Below are 22,805 nucleotides of genomic sequence, written 5' to 3'. Positions count from 1 at the left end.
GCGGCGGGCGCCGCTGCCGGTGCAGGTGCGGCTGCCGGGGCGGCTGCGGGCCTGGGCGCGGGGCGCGCCGCCGCTACCGCAGGTGCGGCCGGCGATGCGGCGGCATCCAGATCCTCGACCGTCACGTCGTAGGGAGTGCCATCTACGGTGATCCGCAAGCGTTTCATTTCTTTTGTCCTCTGCGAGTATCGTTGGTTCCGCCACCAAGGGTGGGCCGTGTCGGCCCCCAATCCCTGCGTATGCGGCGGCTCTCGAAAGTCTCCTTGCGCCCCTCGAGCGGCCATTCGGCGATCATGTGCGAGGGCGCGTCGACCCGGGTTATCACATATCCCGGACCGAGCATCTGGTAGGCCGCGGCGGTGATCGCGGCCAGGTGCTGCGGCGGCACGCCAGAGGCCGCCGCAACGGGCGCCGGAACGGCCAATGCCGCTGCCTTTGCCGCGGCGGCCCTGTCGGCACGGATGAAGAAACTGCCGATGAGGGCGCAGGCGGCCCAGATGGACGCCAGCACCGACATCACCACGGCAAAACCCGTGCCGATCAGTTCCAGATTTTCGATCATGTGGAAAATCCTTCTCCTACAGCGGGATATTGCCGTGCTTCTTCGGCGGCCGCGTCTCGCGCTTGGACATCAGCCCGCGCAGGGCGAGCGCGATCGTGCCGCGGGTCTGGCGCGGCTGGATGATGTCGTGCACGAACAGGTTGCCCGCCGACAGGTAGGGCGTGGCGAATTCGGCGCGGTATTCGTCGGCCAGTTCCTTTGCCCTGGCGGGTCTGTCGTCGGCCTCGGACAACTCCTTGCGGTAAAGGATGTTGACCGCGCCGTCGGCGCCCATCACCGCGATCTCGGCCGTCGGCCAGGCAACCACCAGATCGGCGCCCATATCCTCGCTGCACATGGCGAGATAGGCACCGCCATAGGCCTTGCGCATGATGACGGTGATCTTCGGAACCGTGGCCGAGGCATAGGCGAAGAGCATCTTGGCGCCGTGGCGGATGATGCCGCGCCGCTCCTCGTTGACGCCGGGCAGGAAGCCGGGAACGTCGACCAGGGTGACGATCGGGATATTGTAGACGTTGCAGAACCGCACGAAGCGCGCCGCCTTGTCGCTCGCGTCGATATCCAGCGTGCCGGCCTTCACCGTCGGCTGGTTCGAGACGAAGCCGACGACGATGCCGCCTATGCGCCCGAAGCCGATGACGATGTTCTGGGCGAAGTGGCTCATGATTTCCATGAAGTCGCCGTCGTCGGCCAGCCGCTCGATCACTTTCCGGCAATCGAACGGGGTCTTGGCGTCCTCGGGTACCAGATCGTCGAGCGCCGCATCTTCGATGATCGACAGGTCCGGCTCGATCCGGTGCGGCGGATCGGTCATGTTGTTGGACGGCAGGAACGACAGCAGCCGGTGGACGATCGCGATCGCGTCGGCATCGTCCTCGGCGATGAAGTGGATGTTGCCCGAGACCGAGGCGTTGGTCATCGCCGAGCCGATATCGTCCATCGTCGTGACCTGGCCCGTCACCGAGCGGATCACCTCGGGCCCGCAGATGAACATGTAGGAGTTCTCGCGGGTCATGATGATGAAATCGGTCAGCGCCGGACTGTAGGCTGCGCCGCCGGCACAGGGGCCGGCAATCACCGAGATCTGCGGCACCACGCCCGAAAGCAGCACGTTGCGGTAGAACACCTGACCATAGGCCGAAAGCGAACCGACGCCTTCCTGAATGCGCGCGCCGCCGGACTCGTTGAAACCGACGATCGGGATGCCGGCCTTTACCGCATGATCGAGCGCGTGGCAGATCTTCTTGGCGTGCATTTCGCCAAGCGATCCGCCGGCAACGCTGAAGTCCTGGCTGAACGCCGCAACCGGCCGGCCGTCGACAAACCCGTTGCCGGCGATCACCGCATCGGTGGGAATGTCCTTCCTGTCCATTCCGAAATGCCGGGTCCGGTGTTTGGCATGAAGCCCGAATTCCTGAAACGTGCCCGGCGAAAACAGGGTTTCCAGCCGCTCGCGCGCGGTCAGGCGCCCTTTTGCGTGCCGGTCTTCTGCTTTCTTACTGCCGCCACCTTCCAGCGCGGCGGCGCGCCGTTTCTCCAACTCATCCGCGAGAGTCCTGGATATCGCCATGAAAAAACTGCTCTGCTAGGGCCGCGCCCGCACCGGACGCGGCGTTTCCCGGAAAATGGCGGGGGGTCCCGCGCACCAAGGCCATCTTCGTCAGGCTGGTCCGCCGCACCGTACAGATGCCGGCAGCCGCGTCCCGCGGGTGGATGGTGCCTCTGGCGAGCAGACTAATGCGCCGATCCACCCGCGAGATAAAGAGCCAGCCCCTGCAAAATGCCCCCGGAAAGAGCAATCGCGACCTTATGTCAGGGTTTTTCGCGCCAAATGGCCTCCAGTGTCTACGGCGCGGAATACCCGCCATGCAGCAGGCGGGATCAAGCGGTATCATCATGGATTTCCACGCCGCTGATTCAGAAATCCGGCCGCCGGAACATCCGAGCCATCGGAACGTGAAACGAGTATCGCGCGGTCGCGGCTATGCCGGCGCACCAATGGAATGCGGGTGAGCCCTGCTCACCCGCAAACGGCCTCCACCCGGCCGGAAAAGGGCGGAATGCCGCGTTCAGAGATTGTGATACTTGGCATCGACGCCGTTGATGGCATCGACATTGCCCGCCGAACGCCCCTTGGGGTCGTAGTCCAGCGTATTGCTCAGGAAGGCTTCGGCGACGCTTTTGGCCAGTTCCGGCCCGATGACGCGCGCCCCCATGGTGATGATCTGCGCATTGTTCGACAGCGCGGCACGCTCGGCCGAATAGGTATCGTGGCACTGCGCGGCGCGGATGCCGGGAACCTTGTTTGCCGACATCGCAACGCCGATTCCGGTGCCGCAGACGAGAATCGCCCGGTCGTATTCGCCGGCGATCACCGCGCTGGCAACGCGGTCGGCAAGGTTGGCATAGAACGGATCGGCGCCTTCGGAAGTGCGCGATATTTCAGACACTTCATAAGCGTCCTTCAGGTGATCGGCGAGCACCTTCGCCAGCCCTTCGCCGGCGCTGTCGCCGGCAACTGCGATTTTCATGACATTTCTCCTTGGGATGGGGTCACAGGACCTGGGCGCATTTGCGCAGGATGTCGAGGTAACCCCCGACGTTCCACGCGGAACGCCCGATGAAAAGCCCGTCGACATGCGGGCAGGCGATCAGTTCCTCGCAATTGTCCGGATTGACCGAACCACCGTAGAGGCAGGGGATGCGATGGCCCAGTACATCCCCGGCAACCGCGACGATCTCGGCCTGGCGCGCATCGGCGTAGTCCGAGGTGGCGGGGATGCCGCCGTCGCCGATCGCCCAGACCGGCTCGTAGGCCAGCAGGATCGGCGCCGATTTCTGTCCGGGCGAAAGCCGGCCCAGGGCGCCGCGAACCTCGGCCGCCAGAACCTCTTTCGCGCGCCCCGATTCGCGCTGGTCGAGCGTCTCGCCGATGCAGATCAGCGGGATCAGCCCGTGGCGCACGGCGGCTTCGGTTTTCAGCCCCACCGTCTCGTCGGTCTCGCCGAAATGGGCGCGCCGTTCGGAATGGCCGAGTTCGACGATATCGAGATCGCAATCCCTCAGCATCAGCGGGGAAACCTCGCCGGTCCAGGCGCCCGCATCCGCCCAGTGCATGTTCTGCGCACCAACCTTCACCGATGTCGGCGCGAGTCTCCGCTTGACCTCGCGCACGGCGGTGAAGGGTGGAATGACAAAGCGCTGGATGCGCGCGTCGCGCGATCCGTCCGCGTCGGCCAGCACACTGGCGAAGCTCTCGGCCTCGGCCAGCGTCTTGTTCATCTTCCAGCTTGTGCCGATCCAGACATTGGGTTGGGTCACGTGTCGCTTCCTTTCTCGTTGGCCACCGTCAGCACCAGCCCTGCCCCGGCAAGCGCAGCGCAGACGCCGGGTTCGGGCGTTCTGTCGGTGATGATATCGTCGAACTCGCCCAGATCGGCGAGCTTGTGCAGCGCGCTGCGCCCGAAACGGGTGTGGTTGACCAGCAGGCAGCGCCGCGCGCCGGCCGCCATCATCGTCCGCTTCGTGCGCACCGCCGCGTCGTCCATGTGAAACACCTCGAGTCCGGTCACCGCAGGCGAGGAGACAAAGGCGATATCCGCCCGCAGCCCCGAAAGCGCATCTTCGGTCACCTTGCCGAAATAGGCGTTGAACTTGGCCGAATAGAGCCCACCCAGCGCAATCAGCGCGATCCCTGTCGCACCCCTGAGCGCATCGATCACCGCCGCGTTGTTGGTGATGACGGTCAGCGGGCGCCGTTCGACAAGCCGCTGGCCGAGAACCGCCGCCATCGAACCGTCGTTTATCATGACGATCATGCCCGGTTCGATCAGGTCCAGTGCGGCATCCGCCATCGCCGCTTTCGCCGCCTGCCCCTGACGTTCGCGGAACCGGAAATCGCTTTCGAACTGGGTACCGGCCTCGATCGTCGCGCCGCCCCGGATCTTGCGCAGCAGACCGGCCCCCTCAAGCTCGTCCAGATCGCGATGGATTGTCATGCGTGAAACGGCATAGCGCGCCGCCAGATCGTCGAGATCGACCGCACCGGCCGCAACCAGCAGATCCATGATCGCCTGTTGCCGTTCTTCGCGCTTCACGATGCCGCTCCGCCATTACCATTGCCCGTCACCGGCTCGCACAACATATTTCATAACATTTGTAACTGCACAAGTGTGTTTTTGTGATTTTTGATTGTGATATTTGGATGGATGGTGTAATCGAGTGTCGAGAGAGGAGAGAGAGTCGCATCGCATCACATGGCCGCCCTCGCCCCCTCCCGACACGCCGAAGGCGAGAAAAGCCTTGCAAGATACGGCGTCATGGTGGACCCAATCACCGTCCGCATCCAACCGCAGGCGGAACAACCAGGAGAACGTGAGATGAAATTCTTTGTCGACACAGCCATCATCGAAGACATCAGGGAACTGAACGATTACGGCCTTCTCGATGGCGTCACGACAAACCCGTCGCTGATCGCGAAGTCGGGGCGCGACTTCAAGGAAGTGATCGCCGAGATCTGCGGCGTCGTCGCCGGTCCGGTCTCGGCGGAGGTTGCGTCGATGGAATACGACGGCATGGTGGCCGAAGGCGAACACCTGGCGAAAATCGCCAGCAACGTGGTGATCAAGCTGCCGCTGACGCTCGACGGGCTCAAGGCCTGCCGGTATTTCACCGCCAACGGCATCCGGACGAACGTCACGCTCTGCTTCTCGCCCAACCAGGCGCTGCTGGCCGCCAAGGCGGGCGCGACCTACATCTCGCCCTTCATCGGCCGGCTGGACGATCTGGCCCTCGACGGGATGGAACTGATTCGCGAAATCCGCGTGATCTACGACAATTACGATTTCGAGACCGAAATCCTCGCCGCGTCGATCCGCTCGGCCAATCACGTCAAGGAAGCCGCCCTTGCCGGCGCCGATGTCGCGACCGTCCCGCCGGGCGTCATCAAGGGCCTCGCCCGGCATGTGCTGACCGACAAGGGGCTTGAGCAATTCGCCAGGGACTGGGCGGCCACCGGGCAGTCCATCCTCTGAAATCCGGGCGGAGACCGGCCGCGCCGGTCTCCGCCCCGGCGACGGGCGCTGTCAGCGCGCCGCCTCCATCAGCGCCACGAGATCGCCGGCATCGAGCGCCGCCGGGTTTGCCGCCATCGACGACGAAACCGCCGCCGCTGCCGCCGCAAGCCGGCGATCCTCGGGCGAGATCCCGAGCGCATCCAGCCCCGGAAGCCCGTTTTCGCGCGACCACCGCGCCAGAACGGCAAAAGCCGCCCCTGTATCGCAACCCAGCGCTGCGGCGATCCACCGGCGGATTTCCGCTATCCGCCGCGCGACCTCGGGGGAGTCGGTTCGCCGCTCGTTGAGCGCAAGCGCATGGGGCAGCAGCACGCCGCAGATGGCGCCGTGCGCCGCGCCGGACAGCCCGCCGAGCGGCCCGGCAAGCCCGTGCACGACCCCAAGCCCGGAATTTGCCAGCGCCAGCCCGCCGCACAGGCTGACCCAGGCCATTTCGTCGCGCGCACCGGCATCCTCGGCTTCCATCAGGCGGCGCAGCGCAGCCGCACCGCGCGGAATGGTGTCGCGGCACAGCGCGTCGGTCAGCGGGTTGGCGCGGGTGCAGATATAGGGCTCGATCACCTGGGTGATCGCGTCGAGCCCCGATGCCAGCGTGATCGGGCGCGGGCAGCCATCGGTCAGCGCCGCATCGACGATGGCCAGGTCGGGCAGCATCTTCGCGTCGCGCAGGCTGACCTTGCGGCGATGCTCCGGCACGGCGATGACCGCGTTGCGCGTCACCTCGGCGCCGGTGCCGGCGGTCGTCGGAATGGCAAAGAAGGGCAGCGGCGCCCGTTCGAGCGGCAGGCCGCGCCCGACAACCTCCAGATGGTCCATCGCCGGCCGGGTGGCGGGCGCAAGAGCCGCAATCGCCTTGCCCGCGTCGATGACGGCGCCGCCGCCGATCGCCACCACCACCCCGGCCCGCGCCGCCCGGGCCTGCAACACCCCCGCCTCGACCATCGCGAGATCGGGCTCTCCAGCCACGGAGTACGGCGAAACCTCGCACCCCTCATCACGCAAACCATCGAATAGCCAGCCCGACCGTTCCGGCGTGGCACCGGTGACGAGCAGAACGCGCCGGCCGAACCCGGCGATCCACCCCACCGCATGCGCGGCCTCCCCCCGGCCGAACCGGATGGCGGTTGCGGTGGCAAACGAGAATACGGGCAGGACCGGGCTCACGAGGCACCTCCCGATGTGCCCGCCCTGCCCGTGCAGGACATCGCAAAAGACATGTTCATGTCACCTCTCCGATAATATGCGGAACGGTGTGGCCGGCATGCGGATTCGTTGGCGCCGCCGTCTGCCGCTCAGCGCAGCCGTTGCAGCAACTCCATCGACGGCTTGCCGGTCACCGGCAGCCCGGCGCTGCGCTGGTAGGCTTCGATCGCTGTCTCGGTCTTCTTGCCGATCACCCCGTCGGAGCCTTCGGTATCGAAGCCGCGCGCGGTCAGTCGCCGCTGAAGCTCCTTCCGGTCGTCGATGGACATGCCCTGCGCATCGGGCGGGAAGCCCGATTGCAGCGGCGGGCTGCCGGAGATGCGATCCGACAGGTGGCCAACGCCGATACCGTAGCTTTCGGCGTTGTTGTACCGCAGGATCACGTTGAAATTGTGGAAAACGGCAAAGGCCGGGCCACGCACCCCCTGTGGAATCAGAATTGCCGCCGAACCGTGGTCGGGCAGCGGACGGCCGTTCATCTGCGTCACGCCAAGCGCGGTCCAGGCCGCCACGCCACGGCCGTTGCCCCGCCCGGCCAGCCCGGTGTTGAATCCGGCGGGCAGACGCACCTCCATCCCCCACGGCTGGCCCTTGCGCCAGCCCGAACGTTGCAGGTAGGCGGCGGTCGACGCCAGCGAATCCGACGGATCGTCCGACCAGATATCGCGCCGCCCGTCGCCGTTGTAATCGACCGCATAGGCAAGAAACGAGGTCGGGATGAACTGGGTATGGCCCATCGCGCCAGCCCAGCTTCCGGTCATGCGTCCAGGGGTGATGTCGCCCTTTTGCAGGATGCGCAGCGCCGCGACGAGCTGCTCCTCCATGAAGGCGCCGCGCCGCCCGTCGAAGGCAAGTGTCGAAAGCGCCGAGATAACCGGAATATCGCCGCGCCGGGTGCCGTACTTGCTTTCCATCCCCCAGATCGCGGTCACCACATCGCCATCGACGCCGTACCGGCCCTCGACGGCGGCGAGCGTGCCGCCGTACTGGCGCAGCGCCGCCTTGCCCATGCTGACCCGTTCGTCCGAGGCGGCGATGGCAAGATAGTCCTCCAGCGTGCGGCTGAATTCGGCCTGATTGCGGTCGCGCTCGATCACGCCGGGCAGATAGCCCGCACCGCGAAACGCCTGATCGAGCGTTGCCTGCGAAATGCCCTTGGCCGAGGCCCTGCCCCGGAAGCCCGCGACCCAGGCGTCGTAAGCCGGGTTGGCCACCGTTTTCAGATCGGAGGGCGCGGTGCGCGAAACGCTGCTGCCGGCCCCGCCCGAACAGGCCGCAAGCGCCGCGGTCGCGGCGCCTATGGTGAAAATACGTCTCGATAGATGCATGGGTTTGCCCGTTTGCTTTCTGCTCTGTGTCATTCATATCCCAGAGCGGCAAACCTTCAAACCCCAGACGGACAGAGACGTTTACACATCCAGTTCTTCCACGAAGCGCGCGTTCTCCTGAATGTACTGGAAGCGCAGTTCGGGCTTCTTGCCCATCAGGCGTTCGACCAGATCGGCGGTTTCGCCGGGTTCCTCGTCGCCCACTGTCACCCGGATCAGCTTGCGCGATTTCGGGTCCATGGTGGTTTCCTTCAGGTCCTTGGCGTCCATCTCGCCCAGACCCTTGAAACGGCTGACGTCGATCTTGCCCTTACCGCCGAGCCCTTTGGCAAGCCATTCGTCGCGCTCGGCCTCGTCGAGGCAATAGACCCGCCGCGCGCCCTGGGTCAGCCGGTAGAGCGGCGGGCAGGCGAGATAGAGGTGCCCGGCGTCGATCATCGGGCGCATCTGGCTGAAGAAGAAGGTCATCAGCAGCGAGGCGATATGGGCGCCGTCCACATCGGCGTCGGTCATGATGATGATCTTGTCGTAGCGCAGATCGTCGAACACGAAGCGCGTTCCCAGCCCGGTGCCGATGGCCTGCGCCAGATCGCTGATTTCGGCGTTCGAACCCAGCTTGGACGAGGCCGCGCCCAGCACGTTGAGGATCTTGCCGCGCAGGGGCAGCAAGGCCTGGGTCTTGCGGTCGCGCGCCATCTTGGCCGAGCCGCCCGCCGAGTCTCCCTCGACGATGAACAGTTCCGTCCCATCGCGCGCCGAATTCGAGCAATCGACCAGCTTGCCCGGCAGGCGCAGCTTCTTGGTGGCCGATTTGCGGGCGGTTTCCTTTTCCTGCCTGCGGCGCACGCGTTCCTCGGCACGCAGCACGAGGAAATCGAGGATCGCGCCGGCCGATCTGGTATCGGCCGCCAGCCAGTTGTCGAAATGGTCACGCACGGCGTTCTCGGTCATCCGGGCGGCGGATTCGGTCGACAAACGATCCTTGGTCTGACCGACGAAGGAGGGATCGCGGATGAAACAGGATACCAGCGCGCAGCCGCCCGATGTCAGGTCGTCGCGGGTGATCTGCGCCGCCTTCCTGTTGCCCGCCAGTTCGCCATAGGCGCGGATACCCTTGAGGATGGCATACCAGAAGCCCTGCTCATGGGTGCCGCCCTCGGGTGTGGGCACGGTATTGCAGTAGGACTGGATGAACCCGTCGCGCACCGGCGTCCAGTTGATCGCCCATTCGACCGATCCGGGTTCGCCGAATTTCTCGTGAAAATCGACTTTTCCGGCAAAGGGCTGGGCCGAATAGGTGCTGGCGCCTTCCAGCGTTTCCTTCAGATAGTCCGACAGGCCGCCGGGAAAGTGAAACGTCGCCTCGGCGGGCGTTTCACCGTCGTCGATCTCGGATTTCCAGCGGATCTCGACGCCCGAGAACAGATAGGCCTTGGAGCGGATCGACTTGAACAGACGTGCCGGCCTGAAACGGTGATGGCCAAAGATCTCCTCGTCGGCATGGAAGGTTACGGTGGTGCCGCGCCGGTTCGGCGCGTTGCCGACAACCTCGACCGGGCCGAGCGGCAGCCCGCGCGAAAACCGCTGCTCGTAAAGCTGGCGGTCGCGGGCGACCTGCACCACCATCGAATCGGAGAGCGCATTGACCACCGACGCGCCCACCCCGTGCAGCCCGCCCGAGGTCTGGTAGGCCTTGCCCGAGAACTTGCCGCCGGCATGCAGCGTGCACAGGATCACCTCCAGCGCCGACTTGCCGGGAAACTTCGGATGTGGATCGACCGGAATGCCGCGCCCGTTGTCGCGGACCGTCACGGCAAAGTCTGCAAGCAGTTCCACCTCGATCCGGTTGGCGAAACCGGCCACCGCCTCGTCCATGGCGTTGTCGAGAACCTCAGCCACCATATGGTGCAGCGCGCGCTCGTCGGTGCCGCCGATATACATGCCGGGGCGCTTGCGAACCGGCTCGAGCCCCTCCAGCACCTCGATCGAAGAGGCATCGTAGGCTTGCGGCTGACCGCCGGAGAGAAGGTCTTCGGGCATTGCTTGCTCTATTTAGTAGCTGCTCGGCCCCATCATGGCAGGTTTGGGGGCCAGAAGAAAGAGGCGCCTGCGCGGCGGCCGTGACCGTCAACGCATCCATCCGTCACCGGAGCGTCAACAGTGGTTCGGCACGTTCAACACGCAACCGATACCGCTTGCCGTGGCGGGTCCTCGCCACTAATGGGCGGACATGTCCGAAGACCTGTCATATCGGGGGCAGGCGCGCGCCCTGCTCGTTCTGGGTATTCCGCTGATCGGCGGCCATCTGGCGCAATATGCGATTCAGGTGACCGATACGGTCATGCTCGGCTGGTACGGCGTCGAGGCGCTGGCGGCGGTGGTGCTGGCCGGGTCCCTGTTCTTCACGATCTTCATCACCGGGGCGGGCTTTGCCTTTGCGGTGATGCCGCTTGTCGCGGCAGCGACCGAAAACGGCGAAGGCGAGGTGCAGATCCGCCGGGTGACGCGCATGGGGCTGTGGATTTCGCTGATATACACCGCGCTCGCTCTTGTTCCGATGCAGTTTTCGGAACATATCCTGCGCGCCATCGGGCAGGAGCCGTCACTGGCGCGCGATGCCGCTTCCTATCTGCGCATCGCCGGCTGGGGCATGATCCCGGCACTCGGCGTGATGGTACTGAAAAGCTATCTCAACGCGCTCGAACGCACGCAGATCGTGCTTTGGGTGACGCTGCTGGCTGCGGCGGTCAACGCGGGCATCAACTATCTTCTGATCTTCGGCCATCTCGGTTTTCCCGAAATGGGTGTGCGCGGTGCGGCCATCGCCTCGGTTACGGTACAGGTGACATCGCTTGCCGGACTGACGATCTATGCCCTGCGCGCCTTTCCCGAACACGAACTGTTCGTGCGGTTCTGGCGCCCCGACTGGCAGGCTTTCGCCCAGGTCTTCCGTCTGGGCTGGCCGATCGGCCTGACCAATCTGGCCGAGGTCGGGCTGTTCGCCGGCTCGGCCGTGCTGGTAGGCTGGTTCGGCACCGTTCCGCTGGCCGCGCACGGCATCGTGTTGCAGCTTGCCTCGGCGACCTTTCTTTTCCACCTCGGCCTGTCGAACGCCGCCACGATCCGGGCGGGCAAGGCACTGGGGCGCCGCGATATCGTCGCGCTCCGGCGCGGCGGTCAGGTGGCGATCTGCCTGTCGCTGGTCTTTGCCCTTGTCACCGTCTTCGTGTTCCTGACATGGCCCGAGCCGCTGATCGGTCTTTTCCTTGACCCCGACGATCCGCAAAAGCCGCAAATCCTTGCAATCGGCATCACCCTCATGGCGATGGCGGCGCTGTTCCAGCTTGCCGACGGCGCGCAGGTGATTGCGCATGGGCTGCTGCGCGGCGTGCAGGACACCCGGGTGCCGATGATCATCTCGGCTGTCGCCTATTGGGTCTTCGGCATGAGCGCGAGCTACTTTCTGGGTGTATCGCTGGGCTACGGCGCGGTCGGCGTCTGGGCGGGGCTGGTTGCCGGCCTGGTTGTCGCCGGCGGGCTGCTCATGTGGCGATTCTGGGCGCACAGCCTGCCTGCGCTCGCGGCAAGCTACGACAGGTAAACGGCCGCCCCGATCTGACGCATGGTCTGACACGGGCGGCCATTCATCTGTTCGATGGCGCGGCGCCTGGTGCGGCGCCCCGGCCTGCGTCAGGTCAGGCTGGCGCAGAAATCCTGAATTCGGGTGCAGGCTTCCTTAAGGTTCTCGTCCGAGGTCGCATAGCTGACCCGGAAACAGGGAGAAAGACCGAAGGCCGCGCCGAAGACGACGGCAACCCCCTTTTCTTCCAGCAATGCAGTGGCGAACACCTCGTCATCGGTGACCCTGACACCCGCGGGCGTGATCTTGCCGATGCAGCCCGCGATGGACGGATAGACGTAAAAGGCCCCCTCGGGCATCGGGCAGCTGATACCGTCCGCCGCGTTCAGCATCTCGACCACCATGTTGCGGCGGCGCTTGAAGACCTCGTTGTTGGCGGGAATGAAATCCTGCGGGCCGTTCAGCGCCTCGACCGCCGCCCACTGGCTGATCGAACCGGGGTTCGAGGTCGATTGCGACTGGATCTTGCGCATCGCCGCAATCACTTTTTCCGGTCCGCCGGCATAGCCGATTCGCCAGCCCGTCATCGCATAGGCCTTGGACACACCGTTGCAGGTGAGCGTGCGGTCGTAAAGGCGGGGCTCGACCTGCGCGGGGGTGCAGAACTCGAACCCGTCATAGACGAGGTGTTCGTACATGTCGTCGGTCATCACCCAGACCTGCGGGTGCCGCATCAGCACGTCGGTCAGTGCCTTCAACTCGTCCCACGTATAGGCCGCGCCGGTCGGGTTCGACGGCGAATTGAAGATGAACCACTTGGTCTTCGGCGTGATCGCCGCTTCCAGCGCCCCGGGCGTCAGCTTGTAGCTGGTCTCGGCGCCCGCCTCGACAACCACGGGCTCGCCGCCCGCGAGCAGCACCATGTCGGGATAGCTCACCCAGTAGGGCGCGGGGATGATCACCTCGTCGCCGGGATTGAGCGTCGCCATCAGCGCGTTATAGAGGATTTGCTTGCCGCCGGTGCCGACGCTGATCTGTGCCGGGGTATACTCCAGCCCGTTCTCGCGCCGGAACTTGGCGCAGATCGCTTCCTTGAGTTCGGGCATTCCGTCGGGGGCGGTATATTTCGTCTTGCCGGCGTCGATCGCGGCTTTCGCGGCGGCCTTGATATTGTCGGGTGTATCGAAATCCGGCTCGCCGGCGCCGAGGCCGATCACGTCCTTGCCGGCGGCCTTCAATTCGCGCGCCTTGGTCGACACGGCTATGGTGGGCGACGGTTTCACCCGGTCGAGCGTCGCGGAAAGGAATGACATGCATGGCCTCCGATCTAGGTGTGGCATGGTGTGGCTCCGGCGCTTCTTAGGCTTGCGCCCCCGACCGATCAAGGTTTAACCGGCCCCATGGAGAACGCAATGCAGGACGGATCGGACTGGTACGGCGCCGCCACGGCCACTTTCGGCGACCGCGTCGCCGGCGCGCGCGAAGCGCTCGGCATGACGCAGCCGGAACTGGCGGAGCGGCTGGGTGTCAGGATCAAGACCGTGCGCGGCTGGGAAAACGACACCGCCGAGCCACGGGCGAACAAGTTGCAGATGCTCTCGGGCATTCTGGGTGTATCGCTGACCTGGCTGCTGAACGGCGAGGGCGACGGGCTCGATCAGCCGGCCGGCGAGGCAGGGGCGCGCCTGCCCGAGATTCGCACCCTGCTGTCCGAGTTGCGCGACATCCGCGCCGACGTGGACAACGCCGCCGAACGTCTGGCCCGGATGGAAAACCGCCTGATCGAAGCATTGACGGAAGGACGCGTGGAATGAACGGCGAAACCCGGGAAAACCGTCTCAAGCGGCTGCGCATGCGCTCGTGGCGGCGCGGCATCAAGGAGATGGACCTCGTTCTGGGGCACTTTTCCGACGATTGCCTCGACGGTCTCGCGGAAGAGGACCTGATTCTCTACGACGCGCTCCTGTCCGAGAACGATCAGGACATGCTGCGCTGGATCACCGGGCTCGACCCGGTTCCGGCGCGCTTCGCTGCGCTTTTCGGCGTGATCGCCGATCACGCCCGCGCGCGCGGCACCGCGGCGCGATAAATCGCTTTGTCGGTTTTTTTGAACCGACTTAACCGCTTGTTTGCATCTTGTCCGCTACGACTCATCTCCACGGATACGGCGGAGACTTGACATGAGCATTCACAGCGAGATCGGGCCGCGTCAGGGAACGGGCTTCATGGGCGGTTACCTCGAGACTCTGGCGCTGCTGGAACGGCTGCACCGCCTGCTTCTGGACGTGATCAAGGACGAATTCGAACGCGTCGGCATCCTCGACATCAACGCGGTTCAGGCACTGCTTCTGTTCAATATCGGCGACAACGAGGTAACGGCGGGCGAACTCAAGACACGCGGCTATTATCAGGGCTCGAACGTTTCCTACAACCTCAAGAAACTGGTCGAGACCGGCTACATGCACCACCAGCGGTGCGAGATCGACCGCCGCGCCGTCCGGGTACGGCTGACGGAAAAGGGGCGCAACATCCGCACCATCGTCGGCGACCTGTTCGAGCGCCATGCCGAAGGTCTGGTGGGGCGCGAGATCATCACGCTCGAACATCTGGGCGAGATCACCAACTCGCTGCGCCGCATGGAACGCTACTGGGCCGACCAGATCCGCTACATTTACTGAAAGGCCGGCTTTCAGCGCCCGAAACGGCAGCCGGAAACCGGCGGAAGGCGCTTCAGCAGGGACCGTAATGGTTCATCTACCAGTGGCCGGTATTCTCCATGCTGACCCAGGGTTCGGCCGGAGCCTTCGCCGCGCCAGCCTGCAATAGCTCGATCGACACATTGTCGGGCGAGCGGACAAAGGCCATGTGCCCGTCGCGCGGTGGCCGGTTGATGACCACACCGTTGTCCATCAGGTGCTGGCACATGGCATAAATATCCTCGACCTCGTAGGCCAGATGCCCGAAATGCCGGCTGTCGCCCGGCAGCCTGTCGTCGCCATCCCAGTTCCAGGTCAGTTCGACGGGGCAGTCGTGCTGCCCCGGCGGCGCCATGAAAATCAGGCTGAAACGGCCGCCCTCGCTGTCGCGGCGGCGGATTTCCTCCAGCCCGATCAGCCGGTAGAAGGCCATGGATGCCTCCAGGTCCTTCACCCGGACCATCGTATGCAGATATCTCACTTTCATCGGTCGCTCCGCTATTGCCTGCCGCTGACCGTAGCCGCTGCTGCCGAACACGCAAGGACCACAGCGACGGCATTCCGATTTCCGGCCATCTCGTGGTTGGCAGTCCGCATATCTACAAGATATAGTTTCCTTCGACTCGCCATTCCCCAACAAGGAGCCCGCCCATGCCGCTGACCGAAGAGCAGAGACAGGAAATCGCCGAACAGCGTTCGACCCCCCGGCCGACGCTGCGCGCGGTCTCTCCCGGCATGGAGCGGCACCTCTATGCGGCGCATGAGGTGCTCGATCATGGCTTTGTTCGGGTCATAGACTACATGGGCGACGATTCGGCCATCGTTCAGGCGGCGCGCGTCTCCTACGGGGCAGGCACGAAAAAGAGCCGCGACGATTCGGGGCTTATCCGCTACCTGATGCGCCACTGGCATTCGACGCCGTTCGAGATGTGCGAGATCAAGCTGCATGTGAAGCTGCCCGTTTTCGTCGCCCGCCAGTGGATCCGCCATCGCACCGCCAACGTGAACGAATATTCGGCGCGCTATTCGATCCTCGACCGCGAGTTCTACATCCCTGCCCCCGACCAGCTTGCCGCCCAGTCGACCGTCAACAACCAGGGCCGGGGCGAGGTGCTTTCGGGGGACGAGGCCGCCCGCGTGCTCGAGTACCTGAAATCCGACAGCCTGCGCGCCTATGACCATTACGAGGCGATGCTGAACCAGGAGGGCCAGCAGGGCCTTGCCCGCGAACTCGCCCGCATGAACCTGCCCGCCAATATCTATACCCAGTGGTACTGGAAGGTGGATCTGCACAACCTGTTCCATTTCCTGCGCCTGCGCGCCGACGCGCACGCTCAGTACGAAATCCGCGTCTATGCAGAAACGATCTGCCGCATCGTCGCCGACTGGGTGCCCGCCGCCTACGGCGCTTTCGAGGATTATCGCCTCGGCGGCGCGGCGCTTTCGGCCAAGGCGCTCGACTGTGTGAAACGGATGCTCAACGGGGAAAAGGTCACGCAGGAAACCTCCGGCATGTCCAGGGGCGAATGGCGGGAGTTCGAGGCGCTGCTGTCGCAGTAGCACGCCCCGGTGGCATCGCGGCCCGGTCCGTCCGATATCCATACCGCGCCGCGCATTGCGGCATTTCCCGGCCCGCCAAAGGATGCTACCGGGGTGGCGGATTGGGCAATTGGCAGGGTCCCGGAAAGAGCGAGTATGGCTGCGAACGCCGGAGCGGGTTGGAAAACGGTGGTGGTACTGTTTCTGCTGTCCATGGCGAGCCATGCCGGCACAATGCGTGCGTGCACTGCGGAGCCGGCGCCCGACCCGGGCGTTTCCGCCGTGATGCCGGTAACGGTCCGCCCCCATGCGCGGCCGTCGGACCTCGGCACGACCGGCCCCGGATTGCGCTGCACGGCCGACAGGCGCCACTGCATCTCGACCGGAAACTACGCCGCCGAAGTTTGCCGGGCCATCGCCGCAACCGCCGGCGAGGCGGGGCTCGACGTCAACTTCTTCGCCCGCCTGCTCTGGCAGGAAAGCCGCTTCAACCCGGGCGCGGTCAGCCCGGTCGGGGCACGCGGCATCGCGCAGTTCATGCCGGCAACCGCACGGCGGCGCGGGCTGTCCGATCCGTTCAACCCGGCCGAGGCGCTACGGGCCTCGGCCTTCTATCTGGCCGAGTTGCGCGACACCTATGGCAACCTGGGTCTTGCCGCCGCAGCCTATAATGCCGGCGAAGCGCGGGTCGAGGATTTCCTGTTCCGCGACCGGAACCTGCCGCCGGAAACGCGCGTCTATGTGCCGGCGATCACCGGGTATTCCGGCCTCGTCTGGCGCGACGCCCCGCCGGAGAAGTTCGATTTCACGCTGTCGGACGGAGTCACCTTCCAGACAGCCTGCGAGGCATTGGCCCGGCACCGCGACATCGACGCCTTCCTTGCGCCGGGCGATGCGCTGCCCTGGGCGGTGATCGTTGCGGCACACCCCGAGCGCGGCATCGCGCAATCGCGCTACGACCGGCTGCGCAGGGCCCATGCCGTCCTCGGCGATCACGAGATCAGCTTCGTGCGCATGCGCCTGCCCGCCAAGCCCGAGCGCCATTACACGGCGCAGATCGGGACCGAGAGCCGCAAGGCGGCCAACGCGCTGTGCTGGCAACTGCGCAACGATGGCGTACCCTGCGCGGTGCTTCACAACTGATACCGACAGCCACAAAGACCACCTGTTCGCACTATCGGCAATGCGGAACTGCTGCCGTTCGGATGGCAGGCAGGTCAGCGGACAACCGCCCGTACGAGTTCAATGCCGTTTTTCGGCCGCGAACGCGGGTCGTTGTCCGGGGCAGTCGATATGACCCCTTGATTTCCGCCACACCGTTCCCCATCTGGGGTCGAGGTTGGGGACACCTGCCGCCCGCAAGGCCGCTGGCCTGTGGTAAAGTCCCATGCATCGACGCTTCTTGTTCCGCTTTCGACGCGCGGCAGGATGGCAACGCGGGCCCCATCGTTTCGCCAGAAGTCGACAGACGAGGTACAAGATGACCATGACGACCCAGACCACCCCGCTTCCCACCGTTGCCGCGCTCAAGGCGCAGGCGCGCCGCCTGCGCGAGACGCTCGCCGATCAGGGCACCACGCTCGGCCACAGCCAGAGCCTGGAACTGCTGTCGCGCCAGCTTGGGTTCCGCGACTGGAACACCCTCCATGCCGCCGCCGACACGCCCCCGACAAGCGCCCCGAAAGCCCCTGTTGCACTTGGGCAGAAGGTGAGCGGCCATTACCTCGGCCTGCCCTTTACCGGCGTGGTCAAGGGGTTGCGCGAGGTTCACGGAGGCCATTTCGAGGTAACGCTGCAATTCGACACGCCCGTCGATGTGGTCCGCTTCGAGAGCTTCTCGTCGCTTCGCCACCGCGTCAGCGCGACGATCGACGCGACGGGCGTTTCGCCGCGTCACACCTCGAACGGCGAGCCGCACCTGCGGCTCGACCTGTCGCCGGCAGCCTGATGGTGCTCTGCAGGCCAAGGCAGGGGTTTCGGCAAGCCGAACCCCCTGCCCAGCCGAAGTAATTCCCAAAAACGGCCGGATGCCTGCGGGAGGATTGCGGCAGGCAGAATCAGAATTGCAGGATCAACTCGCGGGTGATGCCCAGACGAACGGTCCACTGGTCGCGGCTGCCCCTGCCGGTGATCGGCGAGTCGGCGGCATCGTTGATCAGGCGGTCGCCGCGAACGGCCGCCTCGACCCCCCAGAGGTCGTTGAAGCGATAGCGGGCCCTGGCCTCGAACCCGGCCCCCAGCAACCCGCCATCGGCGTGGTATTCGGACAGGCCGCTTTTTGCCGCCTCTTCGGCGTTGACGCTGAAATAGGTGTCGGCAAAGCTGTTTGCGCCCCAGATCAGGCGCGGGCCGGCGCGCAGTTCCCAGTTGTCGCTGGGGTACATGATGCCGTCCATGCCCAGTTCGCCGGCAAAGGAATCGTGGCCGATACCATAGCGCGCGTCGGCGAATGCCCGGAAATTGCGCTCGCGATAGACAAGGCCGAGCCCAAGTTCCAGCGCCGCGTCGATATCGTCCAGACCGTCGATTTCGTCGTACTCGCTGGAATCGCGCTCGCCGATGTAGCGCAGCGAACCGCGCAGGCCAAAGGCACGCGCCGGCGGATCGTCACTGAGCGAGCCGAATTCGGCCAGCCCCTTGAGGCGCGCGTAGTCGAACTTGATCGCGAAATCGGGCGCGGCGACATATTCGTCGGAGCCGAAATAGGCCGGCTGCGATTTCGCACCCAGCCGCACCTCGAACTTCAGGGCGAGGTTCTTGTTGGGATCGATCTGCTGGAATTCGACCGGTCGGGTTTCGGGGGCTACTGCAGCGGCCTCTCCCAATCCCATCTCCTGGGCGGCAAGCGGCAGCGCCATGGCGAGCGACAGCGCCGAAGCGGCAACAAAACGATTGAACATCGAAGCAGACTTTCCCGAATCGGTCCTGTCGGACATTGGCAGCGGATCAAGACTACGCCCACGCGGACCCAATTCAAGTAAGAGCCGGAATCATCCGGTCAGATGTATTTCTTCGGCAACGGCCCGCCGCGTTTTCCGTTGGAGGGCGCACAGGTACCCGGCGATGTCGCGCACCAGCACGGCTACGGGACGCGTGCGACATCTCCCGGACAGGTCGCGGATCGGCCGGCAGCAACCGAAGGCGGCGCTTTTGTCCGGGATTTGATGGCGGCGGCGGATCAGCCCGCCCCGGCATCAGCCATTCTGCCGGATTGCCGCGTTCTGCAGGTCGTAGGGGCAATCCTCGACCACCTCGGCATCCCAGAGCCGGTCGAACATCCTGACCTTCAGCCTGGTGCCGGTCTCTGCCCGGTCGGGGTGCACATAGCCCATGCCGATGGATTTGCCGAAGACCACCGAATAGCCGCCCGAGGTCAGCCGCCCGACCTTCTCGTCGCCGGCATAGAGCGCCTCGCGCCCCCAGGGATCGGCATCGTCGGGACCGTCGATCAGAAGCGTCACGCACCGGCTGCGGATGCCTTTCTCCAGCAGCCCGAGCTTGCCGTGAAACTCCTTGGAGAGATCGACGAACCGGTCCAGCCCGGCTTCGAGCGGCGTCGCATCCCGCCCCAGTTCGGTGCCGAAGGCACGATAGGACTTCTCCTGCCGGAGCCAGTTCTGCGCCCGCGCACCGACCGGTTTCAGCCCGTGCGGCACACCGGCCTCCATCAGCGAATCCCACAGCCGGTTCTGCATCTCGATCGGATGATGCAGTTCCCATCCGAGTTCTCCGGTATAGGCAACGCGCACCGCCATGGTCGGCACCATGCCCAGTTCGATATTTCGCATCGAAAGCCACGGACAGCGCTTGTTCGACAGGACCGTGCCCGGCTCGGCGTCGCGCACCAGCGCATTCAGCACATCGCGCGATCTGGGCCCGGCAATGGCAAAGACGCCCCACTGGGTGGTGACATCCTGCACCTCGATCCGGCCGAATACCGGCTCCATGTCCTCGACGGCCTTGACAAGATTATCCGCGTCATAGGCCGCCCATGCCCCGGCCGAGACGAGGTAATAGCTGTCCTCGGCCAGGCGGACGATGGTATATTCGGTACGCGTGGTGCCCGCCCCCGTCAGCGCGTAGGTCAGGTTGATACGCCCCACCTTCGGCAGCCGGTTGGTGGTGAACCAGTCGAGAAAGGCCGTCGCCCCCGGCCCCCTGACGATATGCTTGGCAAAGGCGGTGGCATCGATCAGCCCGGCCCCTGTGCGGATTGCCTTCGCCTCCTCCACGGCAAAGGGCCACCAGCCGCCACGCCGGAAACTCCGGCTGTCGTGGTCGCTGAACCCGGCCGGGGCATAGTAGTTCGGGCGCTCCCAGCCGTTGACCTGCCCGAACTGCGCGCCGGCGGCCTTCTGCCGGTCATAGGCGGGCGAGGTGCGCAGCGGGCGCGCGGCCGGTCGCTCCTCGTCGGGGTGGTGCAGGATGAAGACGTGGGAATAGCATTCCTCGTTCTTTTCCACCGCGTATTCGGTGGTCATCCACGGGCCGTAGCGCTTGGGGTCGAGCGAGGCCATGTCGATCTCGGCTTCGCCCTCGGTCATCATCTGGGCCAGATAATAGCCGGTACCGCCGGCAGCGGTGATGCCGAAGGAAAAGCCCTCGGCCAGCCACATGTTGCGCAGTCCCGGCGCCGGCCCGACCAGCGGGTTGCCGTCGGGGGTATAGCAGATCGGTCCGTTGAAATCGTCTTTCAGCCCCACGGTTTCGGACGACGGGATGCGGTGGATCATCGACAGGTATTCGGTTTCGATCCGTTCCAGATCGAGCTGGAACAGATCGGCGCGGAAGCTGTCGGGCACGGCGTATCTGAACCGCGCCGGGGCGCCATCCTCGTAGGGGCCGAGGATCCAGCCGCCACGTTCCTCGCGCACGTACCAGCGCGCGTCGGCGTCGCGCAGAACCGGGTGTTCCGGCCCGCCCGCCTCGCGATAGGCGACCAGCGCCGGGTCGGGTTCGGTGACGATGAACTGATGCTCGACGGGAATCGCCGGGATCTTTATTCCGAGCATCCGCGCGGTGCGCTGCGCGTGGTTGCCGGTGGCGGTGACGACATGTTCGGCGGTAATGACAGCACGCTCATCCGTAGGGACAAGATTGCCGCCCCTGTCGGCCATCCTGGTACAGGTGACACGCCATTCGGCCCCGGTCCATTCGTAGCCGTCGACCTGCCACTTGCGCTCGATCGTCACGCCGAATTGCCGCGCGCCCTTGGCCATGGCCATGGTCACGTCGGCGGGGTTGATGTAGCCGTCGGTCGGGTGAAACAGCGCGCCGATCAGATCGTCGGTCCGCACCAGCGGCCAACGCTGCCGTATCTGCGCCGGCGACAGCCATTCATAGGGCACGCCGACCGTTTCGGCTGTCGAGGCATAAAGCAGGTATTCGTCCATGCGCGCCTGCGTCTGCGCCATGCGCAGGTTGCCGACCACCGAGAATCCGGGATTGAGGCCGGTCTCCTCCTCCAGCTGCTTGTACATCTTCACCGAATAGTCGTGGATGTGCGAGGTGGCGAAGGACATGTTGAACAGCGGCAGCAGCCCGGCCGCGTGCCAGGTCGAGCCGCAGGTCAGTTCGTCGCGCTCGAGCAGCAGGGTATCCCAGCCGGCCTTGCCCAGGTGATAGGCAATGGCTGTCCCGACAGCGCCGCCGCCAACGACAAGAGCTTTCACATGGGTCTTCATCGCCCGTTCCCCCTGATGATGCATGCTGAGCAAGTAAAGCGCGAAGCCGCCATGCCGCGCCACACCCTGCCGACCCTTGGCATGCGGAAAGCGACGCTGTGGCGCAGGCCCCGGCCGCCGACGGCATGGGGCAAGGGCCGGGCCGCGACCCGGACCCGGAGCGGGTAAACCCGGCCAGGAATACTACCTGCGAAACAGCCGGACCAGAAAACCGACAAGCGTTCCCATCGCGCCGACCCCGAGAACGCTGAGCGGCTCCCTGACAAGATCGCGGACAGTCTTTTGCAGATCGTCTATTTCGGTCACCGTCGCGTCCATCTCGGCCTCCAGATCGGAATAGGCCATGTCGCGCACTTCCATCAGCCCCTCTATCTCGCGACGCGCGGTGAAACCGGCGGCCCAGACGAAAAGCGCGATGGCGATGACAAGATTGCCGACCGAGACGAACAGCGCCGCCAGCGCCGTGCCGAACCACGTCGTCATCGCATAGAAGCCGGCGATATTCAGCATCACCAGCCCGATCGTCCCGAAGATCGCCGCGACAACGCCGATCACCGTCTGCTGGCGCATGACGGTGACCCTGCGCCAGAGCATCTTGCGCTCGGCCTTGACGATGATCGAAAGATTGCGTCCCACGCGGTCGATCATGGCGCCGCCTCCCTACCGCGACCGTCCGATGAGAAATCCCAGCACGAAAACCGATGCGGTCGTCAGCAGCGGTCGTTCGTGATAGAGGCTTGTCACCTCGTCGGCGAAACGGTCCAGCACCCTGCGAAGCTCGTCGCCGTCGATATCGGCGATCGCCTCGTCGATGGAGCTTTTCAGCCTGTTGACAGGCTCGTTTTCCCGCGCGGCCTCTCTGGCCGCTTCCTCGGCCTTGCGGGCGGCTTCCTCGGCATGGCGCGCGGCGCGAACCTCCTCAAGCTCCTGCCGCAGTTCCTTCACCTCGGCCGCAAGTTCCGCATTGGTCGCCATGGCAAATATCCCTTCGGAGAACCGGCAGCACCACACGGATGCGCACCGGCCGGTCTGCCGTATCATCAGCCCTTCGCCAGACGACATCAATAGCGGGCGCACGCAGCCCCGCGAAGTGTTGCGCCCGGCAACCATCGGACGAATGGGCGGGTTGGCGCGCCCC

22 protein-coding genes are annotated in these 22,805 nt (G+C 65.1%); 8 read left to right on the top strand and 14 right to left on the bottom strand.

What is annotated here, in order from left to right; all coding sequences use genetic code 11:
* Positions 1-163 precede the first annotated feature (163 nt).
* The 5 genes from ACK5IR_RS13225 to ACK5IR_RS13205 form a co-directional block, all read right to left on the bottom strand.
* The gene (locus tag ACK5IR_RS13225) at positions 164-562 is read right to left on the bottom strand and encodes an OadG family transporter subunit (RefSeq protein WP_416929642.1); all 399 of its coding nucleotides are present in this window, start codon (positions 560-562) and stop codon (positions 164-166) included.
* Between the two features lie 16 nt (positions 563-578).
* The gene (locus tag ACK5IR_RS13220; protein ID WP_416929641.1) at positions 579-2,132 is read right to left on the bottom strand and encodes an acyl-CoA carboxylase subunit beta; all 1,554 of its coding nucleotides are present in this window, start codon (positions 2,130-2,132) and stop codon (positions 579-581) included.
* 499 nt (positions 2,133-2,631) lie between these two features.
* On the bottom strand, positions 2,632-3,093 hold the full coding sequence (locus tag ACK5IR_RS13215) for an RpiB/LacA/LacB family sugar-phosphate isomerase (protein WP_416929640.1): 462 nt from the start codon (positions 3,091-3,093) through the stop codon (positions 2,632-2,634).
* Positions 3,094-3,115: 22 nt separating this feature from the next.
* Entirely contained in the window at positions 3,116-3,883 is a 768-nt protein-coding gene (locus ACK5IR_RS13210) for a triose-phosphate isomerase (protein WP_416929639.1), read from the bottom strand.
* Positions 3,880-4,659, bottom strand: a complete 780-nt coding sequence (locus ACK5IR_RS13205) for a DeoR/GlpR family DNA-binding transcription regulator (protein WP_416929638.1) — start codon at positions 4,657-4,659, stop codon at positions 3,880-3,882. Before ACK5IR_RS13205 ends, ACK5IR_RS13210 begins: the two co-directional genes overlap by 4 nt.
* 282 nt (positions 4,660-4,941) lie before the next feature.
* Here ACK5IR_RS13205 and fsa point away from each other — a divergent pair, with 282 nt between their 5' ends.
* Positions 4,942-5,595 carry a fructose-6-phosphate aldolase gene (gene fsa, locus ACK5IR_RS13200; protein ID WP_416929637.1) on the top strand — a complete coding sequence of 218 codons (654 nt, stop codon included), beginning with the start codon at positions 4,942-4,944 and terminating at the stop codon, positions 5,593-5,595.
* Between the two features lie 51 nt (positions 5,596-5,646).
* Here the strand turns inward: fsa and ACK5IR_RS13195 are convergent, their stop codons facing one another.
* From ACK5IR_RS13195 to parE, 3 genes are all read right to left on the bottom strand, one after another.
* Positions 5,647-6,789 (bottom strand): iron-containing alcohol dehydrogenase, encoded by a 1,143-nt coding sequence (locus ACK5IR_RS13195; RefSeq protein ID WP_416929643.1) that lies wholly within the window; start codon positions 6,787-6,789, stop codon positions 5,647-5,649.
* A 140-nt stretch (positions 6,790-6,929) separates the two neighbouring features.
* On the bottom strand, positions 6,930-8,168 hold the full coding sequence (locus ACK5IR_RS13190) for a lytic murein transglycosylase (RefSeq protein ID WP_416929636.1): 1,239 nt from the start codon (positions 8,166-8,168) through the stop codon (positions 6,930-6,932).
* 81 nt (positions 8,169-8,249) lie between these two features.
* Complete coding sequence (gene parE, locus ACK5IR_RS13185) at positions 8,250-10,208, bottom strand: DNA topoisomerase IV subunit B (RefSeq protein ID WP_416929635.1); 1,959 nt, start codon at positions 10,206-10,208, stop codon at positions 8,250-8,252.
* A 190-nt stretch (positions 10,209-10,398) separates the two neighbouring features.
* On the opposite strand from parE, the gene ACK5IR_RS13180 reads away from it, so the two are divergent.
* Positions 10,399-11,769, top strand: a complete 1,371-nt coding sequence (locus tag ACK5IR_RS13180) for an MATE family efflux transporter (RefSeq protein WP_416929634.1) — start codon at positions 10,399-10,401, stop codon at positions 11,767-11,769.
* An 89-nt stretch (positions 11,770-11,858) separates the two neighbouring features.
* Here the strand turns inward: ACK5IR_RS13180 and ACK5IR_RS13175 are convergent, their stop codons facing one another.
* Entirely contained in the window at positions 11,859-13,061 is a 1,203-nt protein-coding gene (locus ACK5IR_RS13175; protein WP_416929633.1) for a pyridoxal phosphate-dependent aminotransferase, read from the bottom strand.
* A 99-nt stretch (positions 13,062-13,160) separates the two neighbouring features.
* Here ACK5IR_RS13175 and ACK5IR_RS13170 point away from each other — a divergent pair, with 99 nt between their 5' ends.
* From ACK5IR_RS13170 to ACK5IR_RS13160, 3 genes are all read left to right on the top strand, one after another.
* Positions 13,161-13,562 (top strand): helix-turn-helix domain-containing protein, encoded by a 402-nt coding sequence (locus tag ACK5IR_RS13170; protein WP_416929632.1) that lies wholly within the window; start codon positions 13,161-13,163, stop codon positions 13,560-13,562.
* Positions 13,559-13,837 (top strand): succinate dehydrogenase assembly factor 2, encoded by a 279-nt coding sequence (locus ACK5IR_RS13165; protein ID WP_416929631.1) that lies wholly within the window; start codon positions 13,559-13,561, stop codon positions 13,835-13,837. The genes ACK5IR_RS13170 and ACK5IR_RS13165 overlap by 4 nt, the downstream gene beginning before the upstream one ends.
* Positions 13,838-13,928: 91 nt before the next feature.
* A complete protein-coding gene (locus ACK5IR_RS13160) occupies positions 13,929-14,426 on the top strand; it encodes a MarR family winged helix-turn-helix transcriptional regulator (RefSeq protein ID WP_416929630.1) in 498 nt (165 codons plus the stop codon).
* A 76-nt stretch (positions 14,427-14,502) separates the two neighbouring features.
* On the opposite strand, the gene ACK5IR_RS13155 is transcribed toward ACK5IR_RS13160, so the two are convergent.
* Complete coding sequence (locus tag ACK5IR_RS13155; protein ID WP_416929629.1) at positions 14,503-14,931, bottom strand: VOC family protein; 429 nt, start codon at positions 14,929-14,931, stop codon at positions 14,503-14,505.
* A gap of 164 nt (positions 14,932-15,095) precedes the next feature.
* Here ACK5IR_RS13155 and thyX point away from each other — a divergent pair, with 164 nt between their 5' ends.
* From thyX to ACK5IR_RS13140, 3 genes are all read left to right on the top strand, one after another.
* A complete protein-coding gene (gene thyX / locus ACK5IR_RS13150; RefSeq protein WP_416929628.1) occupies positions 15,096-16,004 on the top strand; it encodes an FAD-dependent thymidylate synthase in 909 nt (302 codons plus the stop codon).
* Between the two features lie 171 nt (positions 16,005-16,175).
* On the top strand, positions 16,176-17,126 hold the full coding sequence (locus tag ACK5IR_RS13145; protein WP_416929627.1) for a lytic transglycosylase domain-containing protein: 951 nt from the start codon (positions 16,176-16,178) through the stop codon (positions 17,124-17,126).
* Positions 17,127-17,463: 337 nt separating this feature from the next.
* On the top strand, positions 17,464-17,931 hold the full coding sequence (locus ACK5IR_RS13140) for a glyoxalase superfamily protein (RefSeq protein WP_416929626.1): 468 nt from the start codon (positions 17,464-17,466) through the stop codon (positions 17,929-17,931).
* 109 nt (positions 17,932-18,040) lie between these two features.
* On the opposite strand, the gene ACK5IR_RS13135 is transcribed toward ACK5IR_RS13140, so the two are convergent.
* The 4 genes from ACK5IR_RS13135 to ACK5IR_RS13120 form a co-directional block, all read right to left on the bottom strand.
* Positions 18,041-18,883: a MipA/OmpV family protein gene (locus ACK5IR_RS13135; protein ID WP_416929625.1), complete on the bottom strand. Its 843-nt coding sequence runs from the start codon at positions 18,881-18,883 to the stop codon at positions 18,041-18,043.
* A 294-nt stretch (positions 18,884-19,177) separates the two neighbouring features.
* Positions 19,178-21,667 carry a GcvT family protein gene (locus tag ACK5IR_RS13130; protein ID WP_416929624.1) on the bottom strand — a complete coding sequence of 830 codons (2,490 nt, stop codon included), beginning with the start codon at positions 21,665-21,667 and terminating at the stop codon, positions 19,178-19,180.
* A gap of 183 nt (positions 21,668-21,850) precedes the next feature.
* Positions 21,851-22,315, bottom strand: coding sequence for a hypothetical protein (locus ACK5IR_RS13125; protein WP_416929623.1), 465 nt, complete (start codon positions 22,313-22,315; stop codon positions 21,851-21,853).
* Between the two features lie 12 nt (positions 22,316-22,327).
* Positions 22,328-22,642 (bottom strand): hypothetical protein, encoded by a 315-nt coding sequence (locus ACK5IR_RS13120; protein WP_416929622.1) that lies wholly within the window; start codon positions 22,640-22,642, stop codon positions 22,328-22,330.
* Between the last annotated feature and the right edge of the window lie 163 nt (positions 22,643-22,805).

The sequence above is a fragment of the Tropicimonas sp. genome, from assembly GCF_047971885.1.
Taxonomy (GTDB): domain Bacteria; phylum Pseudomonadota; class Alphaproteobacteria; order Rhodobacterales; family Rhodobacteraceae; genus Tropicimonas.
Note: the sequence above shows the minus strand (reverse complement) of the source record. Positions and strands in the feature narration are given on the sequence as shown.